At 59.9% G+C, this 25,241-nt stretch carries 24 protein-coding genes; 18 read left to right on the top strand and 6 right to left on the bottom strand.

Translation table 11 applies throughout. The features are described 5' to 3' along the window. Nucleotides 1-148: 148 nt before the first annotated feature. The gene (locus tag ACOYXG_RS26565) at nt 149-1,108 is read left to right on the top strand and encodes a response regulator (RefSeq protein ID WP_027610371.1); all 960 of its coding nucleotides are present in this window, start codon (nt 149-151) and stop codon (nt 1,106-1,108) included. A 210-nt stretch (nt 1,109-1,318) separates the two neighbouring features. Next, nucleotides 1,319-2,215 (top strand): peptidoglycan DD-metalloendopeptidase family protein, encoded by an 897-nt coding sequence (locus tag ACOYXG_RS26560; RefSeq protein ID WP_096795413.1) that lies wholly within the window; start codon nt 1,319-1,321, stop codon nt 2,213-2,215. A 114-nt stretch (nt 2,216-2,329) separates the two neighbouring features. Here the strand turns inward: ACOYXG_RS26560 and ACOYXG_RS26555 are convergent, their stop codons facing one another. The 3 genes from ACOYXG_RS26555 to phoB all read right to left on the bottom strand — a co-directional run bounded on the left by ACOYXG_RS26555 (nt 2,330) and on the right by phoB (nt 5,831). Beyond that, complete coding sequence (locus ACOYXG_RS26555) at nt 2,330-3,670, bottom strand: hemolysin family protein (RefSeq protein ID WP_003229612.1); 1,341 nt, start codon at nt 3,668-3,670, stop codon at nt 2,330-2,332. A gap of 110 nt (nt 3,671-3,780) precedes the next feature. Beyond that, nucleotides 3,781-5,067, bottom strand: coding sequence for a phosphate regulon sensor histidine kinase PhoR (gene phoR, locus ACOYXG_RS26550; protein WP_256214113.1), 1,287 nt, complete (start codon nt 5,065-5,067; stop codon nt 3,781-3,783). Nucleotides 5,068-5,141: 74 nt separating this feature from the next. Further along, on the bottom strand, nt 5,142-5,831 hold the full coding sequence (gene phoB / locus ACOYXG_RS26545; protein WP_003229608.1) for a phosphate regulon transcriptional regulator PhoB: 690 nt from the start codon (nt 5,829-5,831) through the stop codon (nt 5,142-5,144). A gap of 151 nt (nt 5,832-5,982) precedes the next feature. Here phoB and ACOYXG_RS26540 point away from each other — a divergent pair, with 151 nt between their 5' ends. After that, complete coding sequence (locus ACOYXG_RS26540) at nt 5,983-6,366, top strand: COG4315 family predicted lipoprotein (protein ID WP_027610374.1); 384 nt, start codon at nt 5,983-5,985, stop codon at nt 6,364-6,366. 110 nt (nt 6,367-6,476) lie between these two features. Here ACOYXG_RS26540 and ubiA read toward each other — a convergent pair whose 3' ends face one another. Together ubiA and ACOYXG_RS26530 are read right to left on the bottom strand one after the other, a co-directional pair. Next, nucleotides 6,477-7,367, bottom strand: coding sequence for a 4-hydroxybenzoate octaprenyltransferase (gene ubiA / locus ACOYXG_RS26535; RefSeq protein ID WP_460354914.1), 891 nt, complete (start codon nt 7,365-7,367; stop codon nt 6,477-6,479). Next, on the bottom strand, nt 7,367-7,927 hold the full coding sequence (locus tag ACOYXG_RS26530; RefSeq protein ID WP_460354911.1) for a chorismate--pyruvate lyase family protein: 561 nt from the start codon (nt 7,925-7,927) through the stop codon (nt 7,367-7,369). Before ACOYXG_RS26530 ends, ubiA begins: the two co-directional genes overlap by 1 nt. Nucleotides 7,928-8,125: 198 nt before the next feature. On the opposite strand from ACOYXG_RS26530, the gene ACOYXG_RS26525 reads away from it, so the two are divergent. The 3 genes from ACOYXG_RS26525 to ACOYXG_RS26515 all read left to right on the top strand — a co-directional run bounded on the left by ACOYXG_RS26525 (nt 8,126) and on the right by ACOYXG_RS26515 (nt 9,928). Further along, complete coding sequence (locus ACOYXG_RS26525) at nt 8,126-8,293, top strand: rubredoxin (RefSeq protein ID WP_003229600.1); 168 nt, start codon at nt 8,126-8,128, stop codon at nt 8,291-8,293. A gap of 20 nt (nt 8,294-8,313) precedes the next feature. After that, nucleotides 8,314-9,462, top strand: coding sequence for an NAD(P)/FAD-dependent oxidoreductase (locus ACOYXG_RS26520; RefSeq protein WP_460354908.1), 1,149 nt, complete (start codon nt 8,314-8,316; stop codon nt 9,460-9,462). 190 nt (nt 9,463-9,652) lie between these two features. Next, nucleotides 9,653-9,928, top strand: coding sequence for an HU family DNA-binding protein (locus ACOYXG_RS26515; RefSeq protein WP_003213368.1), 276 nt, complete (start codon nt 9,653-9,655; stop codon nt 9,926-9,928). Between the two features lie 95 nt (nt 9,929-10,023). On the opposite strand, the gene ACOYXG_RS26510 is transcribed toward ACOYXG_RS26515, so the two are convergent. Beyond that, nucleotides 10,024-10,380: a hypothetical protein gene (locus ACOYXG_RS26510; protein ID WP_150370041.1), complete on the bottom strand. Its 357-nt coding sequence runs from the start codon at nt 10,378-10,380 to the stop codon at nt 10,024-10,026. 753 nt (nt 10,381-11,133) lie between these two features. Between ACOYXG_RS26510 and tssA the strand changes: the two genes are divergently transcribed. The 12 genes from tssA to ACOYXG_RS26450 all read left to right on the top strand — a co-directional run bounded on the left by tssA (nt 11,134) and on the right by ACOYXG_RS26450 (nt 25,007). Beyond that, complete coding sequence (gene tssA / locus ACOYXG_RS26505) at nt 11,134-12,696, top strand: type VI secretion system protein TssA (protein WP_103368526.1); 1,563 nt, start codon at nt 11,134-11,136, stop codon at nt 12,694-12,696. Nucleotides 12,697-12,728: 32 nt separating this feature from the next. After that, nucleotides 12,729-13,232 carry a type VI secretion system contractile sheath small subunit gene (gene tssB / locus ACOYXG_RS26500; protein ID WP_003229587.1) on the top strand — a complete coding sequence of 168 codons (504 nt, stop codon included), beginning with the start codon at nt 12,729-12,731 and terminating at the stop codon, nt 13,230-13,232. A gap of 25 nt (nt 13,233-13,257) precedes the next feature. Then, nucleotides 13,258-14,733 carry a type VI secretion system contractile sheath large subunit gene (gene tssC / locus ACOYXG_RS26495; RefSeq protein WP_003229584.1) on the top strand — a complete coding sequence of 492 codons (1,476 nt, stop codon included), beginning with the start codon at nt 13,258-13,260 and terminating at the stop codon, nt 14,731-14,733. 9 nt (nt 14,734-14,742) lie between these two features. Continuing rightward, entirely contained in the window at nt 14,743-15,150 is a 408-nt protein-coding gene (gene tssE / locus ACOYXG_RS26490; protein WP_007920274.1) for a type VI secretion system baseplate subunit TssE, read from the top strand. Between the two features lie 11 nt (nt 15,151-15,161). Further along, nucleotides 15,162-15,686 (top strand): PAAR domain-containing protein, encoded by a 525-nt coding sequence (locus ACOYXG_RS26485; RefSeq protein WP_150370042.1) that lies wholly within the window; start codon nt 15,162-15,164, stop codon nt 15,684-15,686. Between the two features lie 67 nt (nt 15,687-15,753). After that, nucleotides 15,754-16,686 (top strand): DUF6402 family protein, encoded by a 933-nt coding sequence (locus ACOYXG_RS26480; RefSeq protein WP_147304787.1) that lies wholly within the window; start codon nt 15,754-15,756, stop codon nt 16,684-16,686. Further along, nucleotides 16,687-17,112 (top strand): hypothetical protein, encoded by a 426-nt coding sequence (locus ACOYXG_RS26475; RefSeq protein WP_115988603.1) that lies wholly within the window; start codon nt 16,687-16,689, stop codon nt 17,110-17,112. A 444-nt stretch (nt 17,113-17,556) separates the two neighbouring features. Further along, nucleotides 17,557-17,979 (top strand): hypothetical protein, encoded by a 423-nt coding sequence (locus ACOYXG_RS26470; protein WP_460354899.1) that lies wholly within the window; start codon nt 17,557-17,559, stop codon nt 17,977-17,979. A gap of 69 nt (nt 17,980-18,048) precedes the next feature. Beyond that, on the top strand, nt 18,049-19,836 hold the full coding sequence (tssF, locus tag ACOYXG_RS26465) for a type VI secretion system baseplate subunit TssF (protein ID WP_115988606.1): 1,788 nt from the start codon (nt 18,049-18,051) through the stop codon (nt 19,834-19,836). Further along, nucleotides 19,800-20,807, top strand: coding sequence for a type VI secretion system baseplate subunit TssG (gene tssG / locus ACOYXG_RS26460; RefSeq protein ID WP_041071592.1), 1,008 nt, complete (start codon nt 19,800-19,802; stop codon nt 20,805-20,807). Before tssF ends, tssG begins: the two co-directional genes overlap by 37 nt. A gap of 11 nt (nt 20,808-20,818) precedes the next feature. Further along, the gene (tssH, locus tag ACOYXG_RS26455) at nt 20,819-23,476 is read left to right on the top strand and encodes a type VI secretion system ATPase TssH (protein WP_282412664.1); all 2,658 of its coding nucleotides are present in this window, start codon (nt 20,819-20,821) and stop codon (nt 23,474-23,476) included. Between the two features lie 10 nt (nt 23,477-23,486). Next, nucleotides 23,487-25,007: a sigma-54 interaction domain-containing protein gene (locus ACOYXG_RS26450; RefSeq protein ID WP_097089472.1), complete on the top strand. Its 1,521-nt coding sequence runs from the start codon at nt 23,487-23,489 to the stop codon at nt 25,005-25,007. Nucleotides 25,008-25,241: the final 234 nt, after the last annotated feature.

Genomic DNA, 25,241 nt, shown 5'->3' with positions numbered 1-25,241 from the left:
CGGGCGTTTTTGTTTAGGGCGCCTGAATCAGGAAATCGAATTAAAAAGCAGCACCCGCGAACGAAAAGTCCCGGCGTGACTGAAGATTGTTGGCAATGTGCCATCAGTAAAAGCGGTATGCTTGCCGGGATTTTTATAGGGGTGTTGGATGAGCAAGATCAGTGTGTTGGTCGTGGACGATGCTTCGTTCATTCGTGACCTGGTGAAAAAGTGCCTGCGTAATTACTTCCCGGGGATCCGCACCGAGGACGCCGTCAACGGCAAAAAGGCCCAGGCCATGCTGGCCAGGGAAGCGTTTGACCTGGTGCTGTGCGACTGGGAAATGCCGGAAATGTCCGGCCTCGAGCTGCTGACCTGGTGCCGCGAGCAAGACAATCTCAAGACCATGCCGTTCGTCATGGTCACCAGCCGTGGCGATAAAGAGAACGTGGTGCAGGCGATCCAGGCCGGGGTTTCCGGCTACGTCAGCAAGCCGTTCACCAACGAACAACTGCTGACCAAGGTCAAGCAGGCGCTGAACAAGGTTGGCAAGCTCGACACCCTGATGAACAGCGCGCCGACCAAGATGAACTCGGCGTTCGGCAACGATTCCCTGAGCGCATTGACCGGCGGCAAGCCTGCCGTGGTCGGTGCTGCGCCGGCGGCCGCTGCTGCGGTCAATCCGTTCGCCAAGCCAGCGGTTGTCGCGCCAACGCCAGCTGCTGCGCCGTCGCGCGGTTTGCTTAACAGCCCGCCGGTGCAGGCACCGGCTGCCTCGAAAGCGCCAGTCGGTGGTCGTGGCCAGGGCCAGTTGCGCCTGCCAAGTGGCACCCAGCAATGCGTGATCAAGGCCCTGAGCATCAAGGAAGCGCTGCTGGTAGTGAAACGCACCGACACCCTGCCGCAGATCCTCGACAGCGCCGTGCTCGACCTGGAGCAGGGCGACAACGCCGAAATCGCCCGCCTCAACGGCTACCTGCACGCCATCGTTGCCCACGAGCAGAAAGCCGACAGCGACTGGCTGCAACTGACTTTCCGTTTCGTCGACCAGGATGCGCAGAAGCTCGATTACATCTCCCGCCTGATCGCCCGCGGCACGGCGCAAAAGCACTTCGTTCCGGGCGCTTGATCCTCGTCGCCTGACACACCGCCTTCGCGAGCAGGCTCGCTCCCACCCTTGAAATGCATTTCAAATGTGGGAGCGAGCCTGCTCGCGAAGGGGCCATCAAATGCACCACCCATCTCCCGCACCTACCAATTTGAAACATCTGTCGACTAGCCTGGTCTGTCTCAGCTGCTAGGCTCATTTCCAGGCCTTCCTTCGACAGACTCTTTGCCCATGCTCGCGCGCCTGCTGTTTTTCTGTGGTCTTTTCCTGGCCTCCACCTCGACTGTGGCCATGACCATCTACAAATCCACCGATGCCAACGGCGTGGTCTCGTACAGCGACCGGCCGAGCAAAGGCTCACAGGTGTTCGTATTTCAGGACCGCATGGTCGAGCACCTTGAGCGCCAGGTGTATCTCGATATCAAGAAACAGAAGGGCAGCGACGTGGTGTTTGTGCGCAACGATCTGTATGCGCCGGTCGAGATTGCACTGGCGTTTACCGGCCTGAGCAATGTGCGTGGCGCTCCGGCGCAGACGATTCGCCGGGTGCTGCCGGCGCGCAGCAATACGCGGTTGGCGTTGCTGACGGCGATCAGCCGGGGTCAGCCGCTGGTGTATTCGCCGCAATTCCAGTACTCGCTGGGTGATCCCACAGGAGCCGCGCAGAGCTATCGCTATCCGTTGCCGTGGCGGGGCGGGCCGTTCCGTCTCAGTCAGGGTGCCAACGGTCAGTACAGCCACTATGGGCCGAAGAACCGGTATGCGATGGACATCGCCATGCCGGTAGGGACGCCGATCATTGCCGCACGGGCCGGGGTGGTGGTGAAAACCGAAAATTCACAGAGCGGGCGCGGCAATGATGCCTCCGGCAATTTCGTCCGGGTGCTGCACGACGACGGCACGATGGGTGTGTACCTGCATCTCAAGCAGGGCTCGGTGAGCGTACGCGAGGGGCAGCGGGTGACGGTTGGCAGCCCGCTGGCGCTGTCCGGCAATACCGGCAACAGCAGCGGCCCGCACCTGCACTTTGTGGTGCAGCGCAATACCGGGCAGGGGCTGGTGTCGATTCCGTATCAGTTCAATCAACCACTGGGGGCGTTGCCCAACTTTGCGTTGGGCAAACAGTGATGTGTTGTATCTGTTGGCCCCTTCGCGAGCAGGCTCGCTCCCACCCTGGAATGCATTTCAACTGTGGGAGCGAGCCTGCTCGCGAAGGAATCGGCGCGGTGCCCGATCAGCCCATCAATCCAGCATCAACACCTTCGCCAGCACAATCTTCGGCCCTTTCATCTTCTTGATGATGATCCGCAGGCCTTCGACTTCCAGCACTTCTTCCTCTTCCGGCACTCGTTTCAGGGTCTCGTAGACCAGACCGGCGAGGGTTTCGGCTTCGATGTGATCCAGGTCGATTCCGAGCAGGCGTTCAACCTTGAACAGCGGCGTATCACCACGCACCAGCAGCTTGCCCGGCTGATACGCGAGGATCCCGCGCTCGGCCTTGCGGTGTTCGTCCTGGATGTCGCCGACCAGCACTTCCAGCACGTCTTCCATGGTCAGGTAGCCGATGATGTTGCCGTCGGCTTCTTCCACCACGGCGAAGTGCGAGCCGCCCTTGCGGAACTGCTCCAGCAGCTGCGACAGCGGCATGTGCCGCGACACGCGCTCCAGTGGACGGGTCAGTTCAGCCAGGTTGAACGACTCCGGAATGTGGTCCAGCGCCGCCAGCTCCAGCAGCAGGTCCTTGATGTGCAGCAGGCCGACGAACTCCTGGCGTTCGCTGTCGTACACCGGATACCGGCTGAACTTGTGGCGACGGAACATCGCGAGGATTTCTTTCAGCGGCGCGTTGAATTCCAGGGTGATCAGGTCTTCGCGGGAGTTGGCCCAGTCGACCACTTCCAGTTCGCCCATCTCCACCGCCGAGGCCAGCACGCGCATGCCTTGGTCGCTCGGGTCCTGGCCACGGCTGGAGTGCAGGATCAGTTTCAGTTCTTCGCGGCTGTAATGGTGTTCGTGGTGCGGGCCGGGTTCGCCCTGGCCGGCGATCCGCAGAATCGCGTTGGCGCTGGCATTGAGCAGGTAGATCGCCGGGTACATCGCCCAGTAGAACAGGTACAGCGGCACCGCCGTCCACAGCGACAGCAGCTCCGGTTTGCGGATCGCCCACGACTTGGGCGCCAGCTCACCGACCACGATGTGCAGGTAGGAAATGATGAAGAACGCGGTGAAGAACGAAATGCCTTTGACCACTTCCGGCGACTGCACGCCGACCGCGCTCAGCAGCGGTTCAAGAATGTGCGCGAATGCCGGCTCACCGACCCAGCCCAGACCGAGGGAGGCGAGGGTGATACCGAGCTGACACGCCGAGAGGTACGCATCGAGCTGACTGTGTACGGTGCGCAGGATATGCCCGCGCCAGCCGTTCTTGTCGGCGATGGCCTCGACTCGGGTCGAGCGCAGTTTGACCATGGCGAATTCCGCCGCAACGAAGAAGCCGTTGAGCAAAACCAGGATCAGAGCGAAAAGAATCATGCCGAAATCGGCGAAAATCGTAGCGAGGGACAAGCCAGGGGAAGGGTCCATGATGGAGTTTTGCGGGTTCCGTGTGATTCAAAAGAGAGAAAAGTCGCGCCTGAAAGGCAGGCGCAAGTCAGCCAATGTAGCGGCTGACCTGGCGATTGCCTAGTGCGACATTACTCAGCGGTGCTGATCGCCCGTGCGCTGGCCACTTGCGCCGGAGCGAAATGACAGGTGAACGTGCTGCCATGACCCGGCACGCTGCTGATCTCCATCCGCGCGCGGTGGCGCAGCAACACGTGTTTGACGATCGCCAGGCCCAGCCCGGTGCCGCCAGTGTTGGAGTTGCGGCTGGAGTCGACACGGTAGAAGCGTTCGGTCAGGCGCGGCAGGTGTTTGCTGTCGATGCCGATCCCGGAGTCCTGCACGCTCAGGTGCGCGCCTTGCTCGTCGCCCCACCAGCGAATGCGGATGTTGCCCTCGGCCGGGGTGTACTTCACCGCGTTGAACACCAGGTTGGAGAAGGCGCTGCGCAGTTCCGCCTCGCTGCCCTTGAGCAGGATGCGCGCATCGGCTTCGAGAGTGATTTTCTGGTTCTTCTGCCCGGACAACTGCTGGGCGTCGCTCTTGATTGACTGCAGCAGGGCGTCGATCTGCACTGGCTGGTTGTCCGACGGGTAATCGGTGGCTTCCAGTTTCGCCAGCAGCAGCAGGTCGTTGAGCAGCGTCTGCATGCGCCCGCCCTGTTGTTGCATCTGCTGCAGCGCGCGGCTCCAGCGCGGATTCACTTCCTCGACGTTGTCGAGCAGGGTTTCCAGGTAGCCGCAGATCACCGTCAGCGGCGTGCGCAGTTCGTGGGAGACGTTGGCAATGAAGTCTTTGCGCATCTGTTCCAGCTGATGGATGCGCGTGACGTCTCGCACCAGCATCAGGTGTTCGTTGTTGCCGTAGCGCGTCAGGTACAGCTGAATGCGCACCCGATCATTGGTCGGCGAGGGGATTTCCAGCGGTTCGGCATAGCTGTCCTGCTCGAAGTATTCCTTGAAGCGCGGATGCCGTACCAGGTTGGTCACCGGTTGGCCACTGTCCTGCGGGGTCTTGAGGCCGAGCAGGGTTTCGGCAGCGCGGTTCCACCATTCCAGGTTGCCGTCGCTGTCGAGCATGATCACCGCGTCTTTGAGCGCGGCGGTGGACTCCTGCACCCGGTCGATCACCGCTTGCAGGCGCCCGCGCACCCGTTGGTCGCGGCGTTGCAGGTGGTAGATGCTGTCGAACACCTCGCCCCACAGGCCATAGCCGTCGGGCGGTGCTTCATCGGGTTGGTGCAGGCGCAGCCATTCGTGCAGACGCAACAGTTGCTTGAGCGTCCAGGCCAGGTAAATACCCAGGCCGGCAGCGAGGCTCCAGCCGTAGTAGCCGGTGATCAGGCCAATCACCAGACACGCTGTGACCAGCAACAGCATGTGGCGAATCAGGGTGCCATGCCAGTTTTGATTCACGGAAAATACGGTCCTTGTCAGCGAGTCTGGCGGTCGGATCAGGCCTTGGTGGAAAACCGGTAGCCGGTGCCGCGCACGGTTTGTACCAGATTTTCGTAGGCGTCGCCGAGGGCCTTGCGCAGGCGGCGGATGTGCACGTCGACGGTGCGCTCTTCAACATAGACGTTGCCGCCCCAGACCTGATCCAGCAACTGCCCGCGCGTGTAGGCGCGTTCCTGGTGGGTCATGAAGAATTGCAGCAGACGGTATTCGGTCGGGCCCATCTCGGCCGGACGGCCGTCGATGGTTACGCGGTGGCTGATCGGGTCGAGCAGCAGGCCGCCGACTTCGATTGGCGCTTCGCCATCGGTCGGGCCGGCGCGGCGCAGCACAGCCTTGAGGCGTGCGACCAGTTCGCGTGGAGAAAACGGTTTGGTGATGTAGTCGTCGGCGCCGACTTCAAGACCCTGGATCTTGTTGTCCTCTTCGCCCTTGGCGGTGAGCATGATGATCGGGATGTCTCCGGTCAGCTCGTCGCGCTTGAGACGGCGGGCCAGTTCGATGCCGGAGGTGCCAGGCAGCATCCAGTCGAGCAGGATCAGGTCCGGTTTACGGTCAACAATGATGGCGTGTGCCTGCTGCGAGTTCTCCGCCTCGAGGCAGTCATAGCCGGCCATTTCCAACGCAACGGCGATCATTTCGCGAATGGGCGCTTCGTCGTCGACGATCAGAATGCTCCTGCCAACCATGCCTTAATCCTCTTGTCATTTAACTGTCTTGCGCCGCATTAGATAACGGAATTATTGCAGTCGTGTGACAGTATTTTAGTCGCCCGGCGGTTGGCGTGATCCTGGACTAAGCTCTAAGTCCGAATCCTGACAACCACAAAAGAAGGTTTCCATGACTCAAATGACTGCTTCTTTCAAAGCTCTGCTGATGGCTGCTGCCGTTGCTTTACCGACCATGGCGTTTGCTGCTGAGCCAGCGATGGAGAAGGACGGCATGTTTACCGATCACAAGGGCATGACCCTGTATACCTTTGCCAAAGACTCTGCGGGCAAGTCCATGTGCAACGACAAGTGTGCGGCGAACTGGCCACCGCTGATGGCCACGGCCGGCGACAAGTCCATGGGCGACTGGACCGTGATCAAGCGCGATGACGGCAAGATGCAATGGGCCTACGAGGGCAAACCGCTGTACACCTTCGTCATGGACAAGAAGGCTGGTGACATGACCGGTGAGGGCAAAATGGACGGCGCCTGGCACGTCGCCAAGGCCAAGTAAACGCAAATCCCCTGTGGGAGCGGGCTTGCTCGCGAAAGCGGTGTGTCAGTTGACGAAGAGGCCAACAGGCAAGACGCCTTCGCGAGCAAGCCCGCTACCACATGTGGATTTCATCGCAGCGCGTAATCCAGCACTATCCCGACAAAAATCGCCAACCCGGCCCAGTGGTTGTGCAAAAACGCCTTGAAGCAACGCATCCGGTCGCGATCACGGGTGTACCAGAACTCCCACGCATAGCATCCAGCGGCCACCAACAGGCCGAGATGGAACCCGATGCCCAGCTCGAACTTCGACCCGGCCAGCAACAGGCAGCCCAGCGACAGCGCCTGCAACGTCAGGATGATCACCCGATCCGCCTCGCCGAACAGAATCGCCGTGGATTTCACGCCGATCTTCAGGTCGTCGTCACGATCGGTCATCGCGTAATAGGTGTCGTAACCCACCGTCCACAGCAGATTGGCGATCCACAGCAGCCATGCCGCCGCCGGCAACTCACCGGTTTCAGCGGTGAACGCCATTGGCATGCCCCATGAGAACGCCGCGCCCAGTACCACTTGCGGGTAATAGGTGTAGCGCTTCATGAACGGGTAGGTGAACGCCAGTGCCAGACCGCCCAGCGACAGCCAGATGGTCGGCGCATTGGTGCACAGCACCAGCAGAAAACTCACACCCATCAGCAGCGCGAAGAACACCAGCGCCTCTTTCGAACTGATCTTGCCGCTGGCCAGCGGTCGTTGCGCGGTGCGTTTGACGTGGCCGTCGACCTTGCGATCGGCCCAGTCGTTGATCACACAGCCACCGGCGCGGGTCAGCACCACACCGAGGACGAAAATCACAATGTTGGCCAGCGACGGCGAGCCCTTACCGGCAATCCATAGCGCCCACAGGGTCGGCCACAGCAGCAAGTAAATGCCGATCGGCTTGTCCATGCGCGTCAGCTGAATGAAATCCCAGGCGCGCGGGTTCAAGCGGTTCAGGGACTTGAGCAGGCTCTGGTACATCAGCAGTTCTCCGGATGGGTGCGGGCGGCGCTCCACAGGGTCGGCAGGAAAATCTCCGCCACCAGTACGCTCAAGGCGCCACGGTCAAAGCGCGAGCGGCGGCCCCACAGCTCCGGGGCGCGGCAGGCTGGCGGCAGCCAGTCTTGCGGGTAATGACAAACCTCGATGGCGCGGCGCTGGAAGGCGTGGTCGCAAAACAGCAGTTCGCCCAGCGAGCGGCTGCCCAGTTCGTCCATGTGCAGGCCGTCGCCTTGCAGGGCGGCGCGTGACGCCACGCTACGGGCGAACACCCAAGCCTCGCCGTGACCGCGCAGATACACCTCGCGCACCCAGCCTTCGCTGCCTTCGGCCAGATCCAGCGCCGCGCATTCGTCGCTGCGCAGGGTGCCCCAGCCTTCGAACAACGGCGTGACACTGAAGCCGTCATTCGACAGCCGGGTCAGGCGGCGGGTCAGCGAGCCTTCGTCGAACAACCAGTTCAGGGTCAACGAATCGGTAAGGGGCGTCAGTCGGCTTTGAGTCAGCCAGAGCGGGGCCGGGCAGGCATTTGAATGTTGCACAATGAGTCATTATTGGCCGCAAATGAGGCGGCGAGCTTAACATGGCGTGCTGCGAATTTGATGGATCCGGGGCGCCGTTGCGCCGAACAGGCTTGCATCTGCCCGGCACCCTCAGTACAAAACGCCCTGAGCCGGATGGCAGCGCAACCACCATCGACCATCCGCGCCGACAAAAGCCTGAATTGAGGAAGTACCTGAATGAAAAAGTGGCAATGCATCGTCTGCGGCCTGATCTACAACGAAGCTGACGGTTGGCCGGATGACGGCATCGCGCCGGGCACCCTGTGGCAGGACGTGCCGGAAGACTGGCTGTGCCCGGACTGCGGCGTGGGCAAGTCGGACTTCGAAATGATCGAAATCAACTGAGAAAAACCAAGGAGTAAGGCATGAACGCACCTGTCGTAATTGTCGGCACCGGGCTTGCGGGCTACAACCTGGCCCGCGAGTTTCGCAAACTCGATGGCGAAACCCCGCTGCTGCTGATTACCGCCGATGACGGGCGCTCTTACTCCAAACCGATGCTCTCCACCGGTTTCGGCAAGAACAAGGACGCCGATGGCCTGAGCATGGCCGAACCCGGCGCCATGGCCGAGCAGTTGAAGGCCGAAGTGCGCACCCACACGCGCATCAGCGGCATCGACGCCGGCCACAAGCGTCTGTGGATCGGCGAAGAAGCGGTGTACTACCGCGACCTGATCCTCGCCTGGGGTGCGGAAACCGTGCGAGTGCCGATCGACGGTGACGGTGCTGATCTGGTGTTTCCGATCAACGATCTCGAAGATTACGCGCGCTTTCGTGCAGCCGCTGCGGGCAAGCGCCGCGTGTTGCTGCTGGGGGCGGGCCTGATCGGCTGTGAATTCGCCAACGACCTGATCCTCGGCGGCTACGAGGTGCAACTGGTGGCGCCGTGCGAGCAAGTTATGCCGATGCTGCTGCACCCGGCCGCTGCAGCAGCCGTGCAGGCCGGGCTGGAAAGCCTGGGCGCGCGTTTCCACCTCGGCCCGGTGCTGACCCGCCTGCAAAAAGTCGCAGACGGTCTGGAAGCGCATCTGTCCGACGGGCAGGTGATTGCCTGCGATGTGGTGGTGTCGGCCATCGGCCTGCGCCCGCGCATCGATCTGGCCGCGGCGGCCGGGGTGCAGGTCAATCGCGGTGTCGTAGTCGACCGGTATCTGAAGACGTCCCACGCCAATATTTACGCCCTGGGCGACTGCGCCGAGGTCGATGGGCTGAATCTGTTGTACGTGATGCCCCTCATGAGCTGTGCGCGTGCACTGGCACAAACCCTGGCCGGCAATCCGACGGCCGTAAGTTACGGCGCGATGCCGATCACGGTGAAAACCCCGGTGTGCCCGTTGGTCGTTTCGCCACCGCCACGGGGCAGCGAAGGCGTCTGGACCGTCGAAGGGCAGGGCGCCGACATCAAAGCCCTGTGCCACAGCGCCGATGGCCAACTACTCGGTTACGCGCTGACCGGCACGGCGGTGATGGAAAAACTCGCCCTGAACAAACAGCTACCGGCCCTGCTGGCGTAAATACCGGTCGTTCTGTCGGAATCACCCCGCTTTTGCCCCCACAAAGGTCGCGGGGAGACTGGCGCCGCCGGTATCCGCGTGCCATTCTCACTCCCGTCTGCCGCAGAGTAGAGCCTGCGGCGCCTTGGGCGCTGTTCCAACGAGAACAGCACGGACATAACAACAAAAAACCGTCAAAGGGGCTTCACTAATGCGTAAACCAGAACTCGCCGCTGCAATCGCTGAAAAAGCGGATCTGACCAAAGAACAGGCCAACCGCGTTCTCAACGCCGTCCTCGAAGAAATCACCGGCGCTCTGCACCGCAAGGACAGCGTCACGCTGGTGGGCTTCGGCACCTTCCTGCAACGTCACCGCGGCGCCCGCACCGGCAAGAACCCGCAAACCGGTGAGCCGGTGAAGATCAAGGCCAGCAACACCGTGGCATTCAAGCCAGGCAAGTCGTTGAAAGACAGCGTCAATCCTTAAATTGCGGCGAACTCCCTGAATGACGGGGAGTACCGCAATAAAAAATGGGCACACCGATTGCGGTCGGGTGCCCATTTTTTGTGGCTGCAAATGGCTTATTGACGCCGGAAGCAGGCCTTGCCGTTGCCGAAATCCACGGCCAGGCAATTCGGTTCGATCGCCAGTTGCAGATCCTGGAACAGGCCGGACAAATCGCTGTTCGACGCCGGTTTGGTATTGCTTTTCAGCGTCACGGTGTTGTTTTCCACCTGCCAGGTGCCCTTGGCAAACCCGTCAGCGCTGCCATACGCCACGCCCGCGTCAAACGTGCCGTCCTTGCGCAGCAGCAATTCGGCGCCCATTTCCATTGCGCCGGTCAGATAGTAATGACCGTCCAGTGACGGGGTATCTGCAGAGGCCTGAGTGACGGGTAGCCACATGAGTGCCGCGAACAACAGGGGTTTCAATTCCATGAGGTAAAGCTCCTTGGCGGCTCCGGGGTCAGGAGCCGAATGAGATGCAGGCTTCGGACCGTGGCTCAACAGTCAGCCAGTCTGGTTGACATTGCCGGTCGAAAAGAATTTACCAAGGCAAGCTGGCAACGTGGGAAATAAAACGATGTAAGAATTATCCCTGACATTTGTCAGAGTATTTTCGGCGTGGAAGTGTTGCGTAAGTGGTGGAAATGACTGTTGGATCGCACTTCGATAATTATTGAGTTGGCACTGAAGTACAGCATTCACGAGATGAATAAAGTTTCAGAAAAATGAATTGCCATCAAATTGATGGCACTTTTGTTGTTGCGCGTTGTCGCCGGTGAATTGTTTGTAAAATCCAGCGGGTTTTCGGAAGAATCCTACTTCTATTTTTTTCGAGAGTTGTCATGCTGGCCGCCGTGTAATGGAGCGGATGTTCGACGCGATTCGCGCAAGCTGGATCGGGCCGCTCTGGATCAAGGGTTCTGAGGCAGCAGGGCAAATGCAGGCAATATAATTCGCCATCAGGGATTCCCCTGCCACATATAGGGCGATCTCCTACACAGCCCAATGAACACTTCGTCTTGTTGTTTAAGCAGATGCTTGCTAGTGGCCATCATAGTGATTACGATGCGCCCACTTGAAAGAGCACATCTCAATTGGATGAGTCGCTTCACCGCTCTTCGATACTGTCCCGCGCCGCGGTTACTCCAATAGGCGCATGACTGTAATCCTAATTAAAGGCCATGGATGTCCTACTCAAGCAAACTTTCCGCCCATTACCTCGAACTCGCAAAAGTCTCTGTTTCCAAAGAGAATTTCGCGGGCGAAGACGTTCGTTTTTCGAGCGAATTCGAGGCGCTGGAAAGCGAGCTGGCCAAAGCCTCGTCGATGCACGAAAGCGGGCAGATCGACTGGCTGAAAATCCGTGAAAACAGCGAAAATCTGCTGCGTACCCAATCCAAGGATTTACGCGTCGGCGCCTGGCTGACCTGGTCGTTGTACCAGCGTGAATCCTTCCCCGGGCTGCTGGCCGGCCTCGGTCTGCTGCACCATCTGTCGGAAAACCACTGGGCCGACGTTCACCCGCTCAAACCGCGCACCCGTGCCGCCGCCATCGGCTGGCTGGTGCCGCGTCTGGAGCAGGTGCTCACCGAAAACATTGCGATCAAGGAACAGTTGCCGATGTTCCGGCAGTTGTCCGAGCATCTGGCCGGCCTCGATGCCGCCTGCACCGAGCATCTAGGCGACGACGCTCCGCTGTTGCTGCCGCTCTCGCGTCGCCTGAAAACCATGATCCAGCGTGCCGCCGACAATCAGCCGGCCCCCGGTGTGGTGGGCGCAGCGGTGGCGCAGGTCAAGCAGGCCGCGAGCCAGTTGCTGACCCCCGGCGCACCGATCGACAACGAAAAAGACGCCTACAAGGCTTTGCGCGCGCAGCAGGAAAGCGCGCGTCCGTTGTGTGCCTGGTGGCTCAAGCAGAAGGCCACCGACTTGCGCGCCCTGCGCCTGAACCGCACTTTGCTCTGGCTGCCGATCGACGCGGTGCCCGAACGCAACGCCGAGCAGATCACCGTGCTACGCGGCCTGCCGGTGGACAAACTCAAGCAGTACCAGGATCGCTTCGATCAGGGCAAATACGCCGACCTGCTGGTGGAACTGGAGGCGAGCCTGGCGAAGGCGCCGTTCTGGTTCGATGGCCAGCGGATGGTCTGGGAATGTCTCCAGAACCTCAACGCCGAGATGGCAATGCGCGAAGTGGAAATCCACTTCGCGCTTTTGGTTCAGCGCCTGCCCGGCATCATCGAATGTCGTTTCCATGACGGCGCGCCGTTTGCCGATCCGTCCACCCGGGCGTGGATCGCCGGCAATGTCATGCCGCACCTGCAAAGCGCCAGCGCGCCGCGCAAGGTCGAAACCGACGATGTCGAAACCCAGCCCGCCTGGGAAAAGGCCCTGCAGGACGTGCTGCCGCTGCTGCGCAAGGAAGGCCTCAAGCCTGCCGTGCAGACGCTCAAGCAAGGACTGCAATCGGCCCACGGCGGACGCGAGCGGTTCTTCTGGCAGTTCGCCCTCGCGCGGCTGTGCTTCATGGCCAAGAAGTACGAACTGGCCAAGAACCAGCTCGAAACCCTCGATCAGACATTACAGGACTCAGGCCTGCACGCCTGGGAGCCCGATCTTGCATTGGAAGTGCTGCACCTGCTGCACAGTTGCTGCGAGTTGTTGCCGCAGAACCATGCAGTGCGTGAACGCAAGGAAGAGATTTATCGCAGGCTGTGCCACCTCGATCTCGAAGTGGTACTCGAATAGGCCCCAGGGCCACAACCGCAAGGAGAAAAGCCATGGCCAAAGAAGGCTCGGTAGCCCCCAAGGAACGCATCAACGTCACCTTCAAACCCGCCACCGGCGGTGCTCAGGAAGAGATTGAACTGCCGCTGAAGCTGCTGGCAATCGGTGACTACACCCACCGCAAGGACGATCGCAAAATCGAAGATCGCAAGCCGATCAGCATCGACAAGATGACCTTCGACGAAGTGTTGGCCAAGCAAGAGCTGGGTCTGACGCTGAGCGTGCCGAACCGTCTGCAGGAAGATGGCGAGGCCGACGAGCTGGCTGTGCAATTGCGCGTCAATTCGATGAAGGACTTCAACCCGGCCAGCCTGGTCGAGCAAGTGCCTGAGCTGAAAAAACTGATGGAACTGCGCGATGCGCTGGTGGCCCTCAAAGGCCCGCTGGGTAACGCACCTGCGTTCCGTAAAGCGATCGAAGGCGTGCTCGCCGACGACGAATCCCGCGGTCGCGTACTCGGTGAGCTGGGCCTGAACGCCGCAGCCCCGGACGCCTGAGACTCCAGCCAAGGAAGCCAACACAATGAGCACTAGCGCAGCACAAGAGAAGAGCGCCGAAAGCGGCGAGTACAGCATTCTCGACAGCATCATCGCCGAAACCCGTCTGACTCCGGACGACGAAGCCTACGACATCGCCAAGCGTGGCGTGTCGGCGTTCATCGAAGAACTGCTCAAGCCGCAGAACAACGGTGAGCCGGTCAAGAAGGCCATGGTTGACCGCATGATCGCCGAGATCGATGCCAAGCTCAGCCGTCAGATGGACGAGATCCTGCACCACCCGGACTTCCAGGCGCTGGAATCGTCGTGGCGTGGCCTGCAGTTGCTGGTCGACCGCACCAACTTCCGCGAAAACATCAAGATCGAAATCCTCAACGTCTCCAAAGAAGACCTGCTGGACGATTTCGAAGACTCGCCGGAAGTCATGCAGTCGGGCCTGTACAAGCACATCTACACCGCTGAATACGGCCAGTTCGGTGGTCAGCCGGTTGGCGCGATCATCGCCAACTACTTCATGTCCCCAAGCTCGCCGGACGTGAAACTGATGCAGTACGTGGCCAGCGTTTCCTGCATGTCCCACGCGCCGTTCATCGCCGCCGCCGGCCCGAAATTCTTCGGTCTGGAAAGCTTCACCGGCCTGCCGGATCTGAAAGATCTGAAAGACCACTTCGAAGGCCCGCAATTCGCCAAATGGCAGAGCTTCCGTACTTCGGAAGACTCCCGCTACGTCGGCCTGACCGTGCCGCGTTTCCTGCTGCGTAACCCGTACGATCCGGAAGAAAACCCGGTCAAATCGTTCGTGTACAAGGAAACCGTTGCCAACAGCCACGAGCACTACCTGTGGGGCAACACCGCGTTCGCGTTCGGCACCAAGCTGACCGACAGCTTCGCCAAATTCCGCTGGTGCCCGAACATCATCGGCCCACAGAGCGGTGGCGCGGTTGAAGATCTGCCGTTGCACCACTTCGAAAGCATGGGCGAAATCGAAACCAAGATCCCGACCGAGGTTCTGGTCTCCGACCGTCGTGAATACGAACTGGCCGAGGAAGGCTTCATCTCCCTGACCATGCGCAAAGGCTCCGACAACGCGGCGTTCTTCTCCGCCAGCTCGGTGCAGAAGCCGAAGTTCTTCGGCATCAGCGCAGAAGGCAAGGCGGCAGAGCTGAACTACAAGCTCGGCACCCAGCTGCCGTACATGATGATCGTCAACCGCCTGGCCCACTACTTGAAAGTGCTGCAGCGCGAGCAACTCGGTTCGTGGAAAGAGCGTACCGACCTCGAGCTGGAACTGAACAAGTGGATCCGCCAGTACGTCGCCGACCAGGAAAACCCGAGCGCCGAAGTGCGTGGCCGTCGTCCGCTGCGCGCTGCGCAAGTGATCGTCAGCGACGTTGAAGGCGAGCCGGGCTGGTACCGCGTGAGCTTGAACGTGCGTCCGCACTTCAAGTACATGGGGGCCGATTTCACCCTGTCGCTGGTTGGCAAGCTGGACAAAGAGTAAGAGCGACTCATGGACGGATACGGCAGCCTGTTCGAGCGTCTCAACGGCGACGCGCAACTACGCAAGGGCAACAGCCTCGAGGCTTGTGCCATGGCGTCAGTGGCTGCCCATCTGGCCAAAATGCTCAGCACCCGGGCCGGCAGCGTGCAAACGCTGGCCGACTACGGGTTGCCCGATCTCAATGACATGCGTCTGAGCCTGCACGACTCTCTGAGTCAGGCCCGTCTGGCCATCGAAAACTTCATCGAAGCCTACGAGCCGCGCCTGAGCAACGTGCGTGTCATTTCCCTGCCGCGTGACCACGACCAGCTGCGGCTGGCCTTCAGCATCGAAGGCCTGCTGGAAGTCGAGGGTTTCAAGCGTCAGGTCAGTTTTTCCGCGCGCCTGGATGGCAGCGGCCAAGTGAAGGTCACCTAAGGAGATTCCCGATGTCTGGCAAACCCGCAGCACGCGTATCCGACCCCACCGCTTGCCCACTTCCTGGCCACGGTACCAACCCGATCGCCGCCGGTTCCGGCGACGTGTTCTTCGACGGCCTCGCGGCCGCCCGCCAAGGCGATGCTTCGGCGTGTGGTGGTGCGTTGGTTGGCGATCTGGCGACCACGGTTTTGATCAACGGAAAACCGGCTGCGACCGTAGGTTCGGTTGGTGCTCACGGCAACAAGGTCACCGCCGGTTCCGGGACGGTGATTATCGGCAATTCGCATTCGCCGGCGCCGTTTGTGCCGCCGTTACCGGTGGAGCTCAGTTGGCCATTTAATGAGCACTTCGTCATCAATTGTCAGGACACCGGAAAACCGTTGTCCGGAATCGAATACACATTGAAAACAGCATCCGGAAAAACCGTGACCGGTATTACAGGCGCCGATGGCAAGACAAAGATGATCCATTCGGATATTGCCGAACCTGTTGAGCTGATCATTGAACAGCAAACTAAAGTGGCGATCGCTTGAGAATGCACAGAATGGCTCTCCGCCGTCTGTGGCAGGGCGGGCGAGTAACAGTGACAGGGATGTTGAAATGGCAAATACAACAGTAACTGCGACGCTGTCGCCGGCGAGTAATAAGACTGGACAGACGGCAACTGCACGTCGATTTTCAGTCTCAGACATTCCTGGGGCGATGGACAAAATAAACTGGCCTGTTGCTGCCGGTTTAATGCGCTATTGGTTCAAAGGTAAACCATGGGCCACCGCAGATGGTGGGATGGATGAACTCACCAAGGATCATAAAAAAGAGCCGCTCGACCCCTATGTAGAAAGTTCGATTGTAAAAATGGCTTGGGTGTTAAAGTTTGAGCGCGCCAATAAGGTATTTAAAGAGCTGAAGCTGAAATGGAATAGTCCGAATGCGCTGATTCGAATGCGTAATGATTTTCCTACGAAGTTTGCGGGTAAAGTCGACGGTGCCTATCAGCAAAAATTTGCAAGTGCAAGAGACGCTGAGAAGTTTGGGTATACCAATACAATCCCGATTCAGACCTCAAATGCTAATATTTTCCTGCTGGATGAGCTGAGGGGTGCCCTTGCAAATTTCAATATGAGGGTGATTGCCGAAGGTGAAATTATTATTGCTTCAGGAAAAATCAGCTTTCTGGTTACTCGTCTAGGGTATTACGTTGATGATAGTTACGACTTCAGCGATGTAGGTAACCGTTTCAGTCAACCTTTGGGTTATTGGAATTATGATGGTGTAGCTGATCCAGTAACAAGCAATGGGTCCAATTTTCTCGCAGCGGTGGGTAAAGCAGAAATGGCCAGAACCGCTGCAATGCGCGGGGAGGACGTACAGGCTCTATTTAAGGATATAGACGGTAAACGTTATCACTTGATCCAAAACAGCGACTTTGTGGAGTACCGGACGACACACGGAAAAGGAGGAGATTTTACCGTGTATTCCGATATTTTATATGAGGACGTAACTCCGCCTGTTTTAATCAAGGTAGTTGAATAAATGCGTTTCAAAACCGCAGGTCTGATTTTGTCAGCGACCCTGATAATCGGGGCGCTATGGTTTTATTTGTTTGTCGATAATCTTTCTGTGCGGCGTCCAGATGTTATCGAATTGACTGACTCCAGGCAGTATATTGTTGAGCGCGTACACTTTCCGTCTCTCTTTTTCGAGGAAGATCTTTCTTATCTGCGAATTATCGATCAAGATGCGCCTAAGTATATTTACCGTAGTCCTCTGTATCCAACCCGGCTCTTGGTCCTGCAGGTGAAAGAAAGCAAGGGAAGGGTAAGTGTTCCCAATATAGAATTTCTAACGACTGAGAAGATGTTTGTTTTTCATGATCGCCGCTGGGAAGATCGTGCGATGAATTATTTTGTGAGCAATACATCGTACGTTGTCGAGTCATTAAGTGAGGGTGATAAGTAATGGCTAGGCTGAATTATTTGATATTTAATAAGCACAGGAAGGCAGCTTCCTGTGTGGCTGTATTGTTTGTGGTGTTTTCTGTTTCATTACTTTTTGTTGTATCTGCCATGCGGAATTATCCTGCTAGTTCGACGGTAATCAGCCCATCCGGCCGATACGTTATGGAAAACGTGCGGGTTGGGAAAATTCTTACCCTCGGTGGAATGGCCTATCTGAGAGTTATTGACAGGCAAAATCCGCAAGAAGTTTATCGTACCCCATTGTATGACACTCAGTCGTTGGACATGAGGACGTCAGAGAGTGAGTCAACTGTCGGTATTGCATGGATATATTTTAATAAGAGTAAGAGAACGTTCGAGATAGCGATGCCTCAATGGGAAAGCCATTGGTTGAATATGTTCATCAGTAATACACCCTACGAGATTCTGGAAAATTGATAGCAGTATGAACAGCTACGTTCGTCTCACCCTATGCTTATTAATCCACGCCCTCGGATGCGTGGCTTATGCATTTTTGAATGACGCGGTTGTGCATGCTTACAGGCTTTTTAACGGCGGATTTACCTCCCATGGTGTCGCCATCGGCATTGCGAGTTACGCACTGTTTTACATTTTTCTGGGCGTCAACCTGATCGTTGCGCTGATTCCAGGTCTGGTCGCCAAGCTGGCCATCCTTTTTCTGATGGTGGGCTTCATCCTGCTCTGGATGCTACCCGACAACCCGTTAAGAGCCCTGTTTTACGGCGTAGCTCAAGGCTGCGTCACGTTGCTGGCGATCCTCACCACTCAAGTCATCGAGTTGCGTTGGGCTTTGCGAAACATCGCAGGTCGCATTCAGCCAACTCAGCCTGCAGGTGCAATCCAATGACCAGGTCGGACATCGAGCGTAATCCGCAGGACAGTTATTCCATGAGTTCCACTACCAGGCAGGTAACCCGTGTCCTTTAACCACTACTACCAAAGCGAACTCACCGCACTGCGCCAGTTGGGCCGCCGTTTCGCCGAGCGTAGTCCGGCGCTGGCGCCGTTCCTGGGGCAGGCCGGGCGGGATCCGGATGTGGAGCGGTTGCTGGAAGGTTTTGCGTTCCTCACCGGGCGTCTGCGGCAGAAGCTCGATGACGAGCTGCCGGAGCTCAGCCATTCGCTGATGCAGCTGCTGTGGCCGAACTACATGCGCCCGCTGCCGGCGTTCAGCATTCTGCAGTTTGATCCGCTGAAGCGTTCTGGCCCGGCGCTGGTGGTCGAGCGCGATACGCCGATCGAAAGCAAACCGATCGAAGACGTGCGTTGCCGCTTCCGCACCTGCTATCCGACCGAAGTCTTGCCGCTGGATCTGGCTGCGCTGAATTACTCGGTAAAGGGCGACGGTTCGCTGCTCAGCCTGCGTCTGGAAATGAGCGCCGACGGCCACCTCGGTGAGCTGGAGTTGAGCAAACTGCGCCTGCACTTTGCCGGCGAACGCTATATCAGCCAGATGCTGTACCTGAGTCTGCTGCGTAACCTGGAAGGCATTGAGCTGATCCCACTCGACGGTGCCGGCAAGCCGATCGATGGCGTGTCCGGCAAGCCGATGGCGTTCAAGATTCCCGGTGACCGGGTCAAGCCGGTGGGCTTTGCCGAAGAAGAAGCGTTGATCCCGTATCCGCTGAACACCTTCCGTGGCTATCGCTATCTGCAGGAATACTTCGCCTTCCAGGACAAGTTCCTGTTCGTCGACGTCAACGGTCTGGACATCCTCAAGGCGCTGCCGGAAGACACCCTCAAGCAGATGCGCGGCCTCGAGCTGCGTTTCGATATCCGCAAGAGCGGGATCATGCGCATGCGGCCGACCCTGGATAACGTGAAGCTGTTCTGCACGCCGATTGCCAACCTGTTCGCGCATGACGCGCTGCCGATCCGACTCGATGGCAAACAGGATGAATACCTGTTGCTGCCGGCGGAATACGATCTGGAAAACTGCGGTGTGTTCTCGGTGGAAACCGTGACCGGCTGGAAGCCCGGCGGCCTCGGTTATCAGGAATACGTACCGTTCGAATCCTTCGAGCATGACCCGAGTTTCGACGTGCCCAACAGCCGTCCGCATTACAGCATCCGCCAGCGTTCGTCGTTGCTGCATGACGGCCTCGACACCTACCTGAGCTTCGGCATCCGCCACACCGAAGCCCACGAAACCCTGTCGATCGAGTTGATCTGCACCAACCAGAACCTGCCGCGCAAGCTCAAGCTCGGCGACATCTGCATGGCCTGTGAAGAGACCCCGGAGTTCCTGAGTTTCCGTAACATCACCCCGGCCACGTCGAGCTTTGCGCCGCCGCTGAACCGTGACTTCCTGTGGAAGCTGATCAGCAACATGTCGCTCAACTATCTGTCGCTGGCCGACGTCAACGCGTTGAAGGTGATTCTCGAAACCTACGACCTGCCGCGCTACTACGACCAGCACGCGGAAAAGGTCAGCAAACGCCTGCTCGGCGGCCTCAAGCACATCAAGCACCACCACGTCGACCGGCTGCACCGTGGCTTGCCGGTGCGCGGTCTGCGCACCGAACTGACCATCGACCCCGAAGGGTATATCGGCGAAGGCGACCTGTTCGTTTTCGCTTCGGTTCTTAACGAGTTTTTCGCGCTTTACGCCAGTCTCAATTCGTACCACGAGCTGCGGGTAAAAAGCACACAGGGAGAGGTGTACCAATGGACACCACGTATGGGCCTGCAGCCCCTGCTTTAAGCGGGCTGACCAAGGTAATACGCGAGTACTCGCTGTTTCAGGCCGTGCTGCTGGTGATCGACCGGCTGCGCGAGGCGCACCCGTACCTGAGCGAAGACGATCTGTACGATCAAGTGGAGTTCCAGGCCAACCCGAGCCTGGGCTTTCCGCGCAGCGACGTCGATCGCGTGGAGTTTTTCGAAGAGCACGGGCAGATGCGCGCGCGCATGCGTTTCAACCTGATCGGGCTGGTCGGCTCCGGTTCGCCGCTGCCGGCGTTTTACGGCGAGCAGGCGCTCGGCGACAGCGAGGACGGCAACCCGACGCGCAACTTCCTCGACCTGTTCCACCATCGCCTGCAACGACTGATGCTGCCGATCTGGCGCAAGTACCGCTATCGCGCCAGCTTCCAGAGCGGCGCGATCGACCCGTTCTCCTCGCAGCTGTTCGCGCTGATCGGTCTGGGTGGCGACGAGATCCGCAAGGCCAAGGAGCTGAACTGGAAACGCCTGCTGCCGTACCTCGGTTTGCTCAGCTTGCGCGCGCACTCCGCGGCGCTGATCGAAGCCGTGCTGCGTTACTACTTCAAACACGAAGACCTGGTCATCGAGCAGTGCATCGAGCGCCGCGTGGAGATCCTCGACGAGCAGCGCAACCGCCTCGGACGCGCCAACAGCCTGCTCGGTGAAGATCTGGTGCTGGGCGAGCGGGTGCGCGACCGCAGCGGCAAATTCCGCATTCACATCACCGAACTCGACTGGGAGCGATTCCACGAATTCCTGCCGATCGGTTTCGGTTACCAGCCGCTGTGCGCGCTGGTGCGGTTCACCTTGCGTGACCCGCTCGATTACGACATTCGCCTGGTGCTGCGCCCGGAAGAAATCCGCGAACTGCGCATTGGTGAGAAGAACGACTGTCGCCTGGGGTGGACCAGTTGGCTGGGCTGCGAAAAAGCAGACGGCGTGGTCACCCTGGGCAGCAAAATTCATTAAGGACGTGAGCCATGATCAACGTAGACCTGCAACAACTCATCCAGGCGCTGGACGCCGAAACCCGTCGTGACCTGGAACGTTCGGCCGAACGTTGCGTGGCCCGTGGCGGCAGCAAGATCCTTGTTGAAGACCTGCTGCTGGGTCTGCTGGAGCGTCCGAACGGCTTGCTGTCGCGCGCGCTGCAGGATGCGGATGTCGACGCCGGTGAACTGAGCGCCGCACTGCAATCTCGCGTTGAACACAGCGCCTCGCGCAACCCGGTGTTCGCCCCGGAACTGGTGCAGTGGCTGCAAGACGCGCTGCTGGTGGCCAACCTCGAACTGGGCCAGACCCAGGTCGAAGATGCCGCGCTGATCCTTGCGCTGCTGCGCAACCCGATGCGCTACGCCGGCAGCCGTTATCAGCCGCTGCTCGCCAAGTTGAACATCGATCGCCTGAAGGAATTCGCCCTGTCGCAACAGGAGCAACCGGCGGCCAACGGAAAGCCAGCGGCGCAGGGCGAGTCGCTGCTGCAGCGCTTCACCCACAACCTGACCCAGCAGGCCCGCGACGGCAAACTCGACCCGGTGCTGTGCCGCGATGGCGCGATCCGCCAGATGGTCGACATCCTCGCCCGTCGCCGCAAGAACAACCCGATCGTGGTCGGTGAAGCCGGCGTCGGTAAAACCGCCATCGTCGAAGGCCTGGCCTCGCGCATCGCTGCCGGTGAAGTGCCGCAGGTGCTCAAGGGCGTCGAGCTGCTGTCGCTGGACATGGGCCTGCTGCAGGCTGGCGCCAGCGTCAAAGGTGAGTTCGAGCGTCGCCTCAAAGGCGTGATCGACGAAGTCAAAGCCTCGCCGAAACCGATCATCCTGTTCATCGACGAAGCCCACACCCTGATCGGCGCGGGCGGCAACGCCGGCGGTTCCGACGCGGCCAACCTGCTGAAACCGGCGCTGGCTCGCGGTGAACTGCGCACCATCGCTGCGACCACTTGGGCTGAGTACAAGAAATACTTCGAGAAAGACCCGGCGCTGGCCCGTCGTTTCCAACCGGTGCAGTTGCATGAGCCGACCGTCAGCGAAGCGGTGACCATCCTGCGTGGTCTGGCGCAGGTCTACGAGAAGAGCCACGGCATCTACCTGCGGGATGACGCGGTGGTCTCCGCTGCCGAGCTGTCGGCCCGCTATCTGGCCGGTCGCCAACTGCCGGACAAAGCCGTCGATGTCCTCGACACCGCATGCGCCCGCGTGCGCATCAGCCTCGCCGCTGCCCCGGAAAGCCTCGAACGCCTGCGTGGCGAACTGGCCGAAGGTGGCCGTCAGCGTCAGGCCCTGCGTCGCGATGCCGAGGCCGGTCTGCTGATCGACCACGAAGCATTGGACGCACTGGAAGCGAGGCTGGACGAAGCCGAAAGCGAAATGGTCGCGCTGGAAACCCTGTGGACTGAACAAAAGCAGTTGGCCGAGCGCCTGCTGGAACTGCGTCAGCAACTGGCCAAGGCCCGCGAAGCTGCCGCTGTCGAGCCGACCGTCAGCGTTGAAGAAGACGCCGAAGGCACGGTGATCGAAACCATCGCCGCCGAGGTCGAGGAAGGCCAGAGCGTTGAAGCGCTGGAAGCCGAACTGCACCAGACCCACAGCGCTCTGACCGCTGCTCAAGTCAAAGAGCGTCTGGTCAGCTTCGAAGTCTGCCCGCGTCTGGTGGCCGAAGTGATCAGCGCCTGGACCGGCGTGCCGCTGGCGCAACTGGCCCGCGAGCACAACGCCAAGGTCGCCAGTTTCGCCACCGACCTGCGCACGCGCATCCGTGGTCAGGAACAAGCCGTGCACGCACTGGATCGCTCGATGCGCGCCACCGCCGCTGGTCTGAACAAACCGGATGCGCCGGTCGGCGTATTCCTGTTGGTCGGCCCGAGCGGCGTCGGCAAGACCGAAACAGCGCTGGCCTTGGCTGACCTGCTGTACGGCGGTGACCGTTTCATCACCACTATCAACATGTCCGAATTCCAGGAGAAGCACACCGTATCGCGTCTGATCGGTGCGCCACCGGGCTACGTCGGTTACGGCGAGGGCGGCATGCTCACCGAAGCCGTGCGCCAGAAGCCGTATTCGGTGGTGCTGCTCGATGAAGTCGAAAAGGCTGATCCCGACGTGCTCAACCTGTTCTATCAAATCTTCGACAAGGGCGTGGCCAACGACGGCGAAGGTCGCGAGATCGACTTCCGCAACACTTTGATCCTGATGACCTCGAACCTCGGTAGCGACAAGATCAGCGACCTCTGCGAAGACGGCGCCCGTCCGACCGCCGAGCTGCTCGAAGAGACCATTCGCCCGGTGCTGAGCAAACACTTCAAACCGGCGCTGCTGGCGCGGATGAAAGTGGTGCCTTACTACCCGGTCGGTGGCCCGGTGCTGCGCGAGCTGATCGAGATCAAACTCGGTCGTCTCGGCGAGCGCCTGAACCGTCGTCAGCTGGATTTCAGTTGGTGCCAGAACCTCGTCGATCACCTGTCCGAGCGCTGCACGCAAAGCGAAAGCGGCGCGCGCCTGATCGACCATTTGCTCGATCAGCACGTGCTGCCGCTGGTGGCCGACCGCTTGCTCGATGCGATGGCCACCGGTGAAAGCCTCAAACGTGTGCATGCCACGCTCGACGGCAACGCCAGCGTGACGTGCGAGTTCGCCTGAGGTGGGTGTGATGTTCACTCAAGTGCCGCAGCCACTGGTCTATGCCGAAGCCTTGCTGGCGCAGTTCGCCAGCCTGTCGCGCGCGGCGGACGGTGCTGCGCTGCTGGGTGACTTCGTGCGCGGGTTGGCCGAACTGAGCGGGTGCGAATTGACCCAGCTGTACCTGCTCGACGCCACCCACACTTGCCTGGGGATGAACGCCGAATGCCTCGACGGCGCGCTGCAACCGCGCGCCGCCACCAGCCTGCCGGCGGACTACAACGGTGAACAACTGCTGCAGTTCGCCCTGTGCCAGAACCGCGTGGTGTGCCTGGATGATCTGGGCGCCAGCCTGCACGAAACCAGTTTCCTGCCGGCCACCGCTGGTGCCTGGCAATCGCTGCTGTGCGTGCCGCTGGTCAATCAGCAGAAGGCGGTTGAAGGCCTGCTGCTGTGCGCCAGTCGTCGTCACGTCGACCTGCAGGGTTTTGCCGACTCACTCGGCCAGCTCGGCTCGTTCGTCCTTGGTCAGTTGCACTTGCTGCAGCGTCTGCGCCAGCCGCCGGCAGAGTCGGCCACGGTGGCGCGCAGTGTGCCGAGCATCAACGGCTATGGCCTGATCGGCAAAAGCGCCGCCATGCGCCAAACCCATTCGCTGATCAGCAAAGTCTTGCACAGCCCTTACACCGTGCTGTTGCGCGGCGAGACCGGCACCGGCAAGGAAGTCGTGGCCCGGGCGATTCACGATTGCGGCCCGCGCCGCTCTCAGGCGTTCATCGTGCAGAACTGCGCGGCCGTCCCGGAAAACCTGCTGGAAAGCGAGCTGTTCGGCTATCGCAAAGGCGCCTTCACCGGCGCTGACCGTGACCGCGCGGGGCTGTTCGATGCGGCCAACGGCGGCACGCTGTTGCTCGACGAGATCGGTGACATGCCGCTGTCGCTGCAAGCGAAGATTCTGCGGGTGTTGCAGGAGGGCGAGATTCGTCCGCTGGGCTCCAACGACACGCACAAGATCGACGTGCGCATCATCGCCGCGACGCACCGCGATCTGTCGACGCTGGTCAGCGAAGGCAAATTCCGCGAGGACCTGTATTACCGACTGGCGCAGTTTCCGATCGAGCTGCCGGCCCTGCGTCAGCGCGAAGGCGACATCCTCGAGCTTGCTCAGCACTTCGCCGAGAAGACCTGCGCGTATTTGCAGCGTGATCCGGTGCGCTGGTCGAGCGCGGCGCTGGAACACCTGTCCGGTTACACCTTCCCCGGCAACGTGCGCGAACTCAAGGCACTGGTCGAACGCGCGGTGCTGTTGTGCGAGGGCGGCGAATTGCTGGCCGAGCATTTCTCCCTGCGCATGGAGCCGATGCCCGAAGACCACAGCGGCCTGAATCTCCGCGAGCGCCTGGAAAAAGTCGAACGCACGTTGTTGCTCGACTGCCTGCGCAAGAACGACGGCAACCAGACCCTCGCCGCCCGCGAACTGGGCCTGCCGCGCCGCACCCTGCTGTACCGCCTCGGGCGGTTGAATATCAACCTGGGTGACTTCGATGGTTGATCTGAAACTGATCGCTGCGTCGAGCCGTATTCCTGTGGCCAATGATTTGCTTGGGGCTTGCAGATTTCCTGTGGCGAGGGAGCTTGCTCCCGCTCGGCTGCGCAGCAGTCGCAATCCGGTCCACCCGGTTTCCCTGATGCACCACGGTGTCCGGTTTTGGGGCTGCTGCGCACCCCGGCGGGAGCAAGCTCCCTCGCCACAGAGGATCGGTATATCCCTTCTGGTGGCTCGAAG

Source organism: Pseudomonas sp. G3-39 (assembly GCF_054790485.1).
Note: the sequence above shows the minus strand (reverse complement) of the source record. Positions and strands in the feature narration are given on the sequence as shown.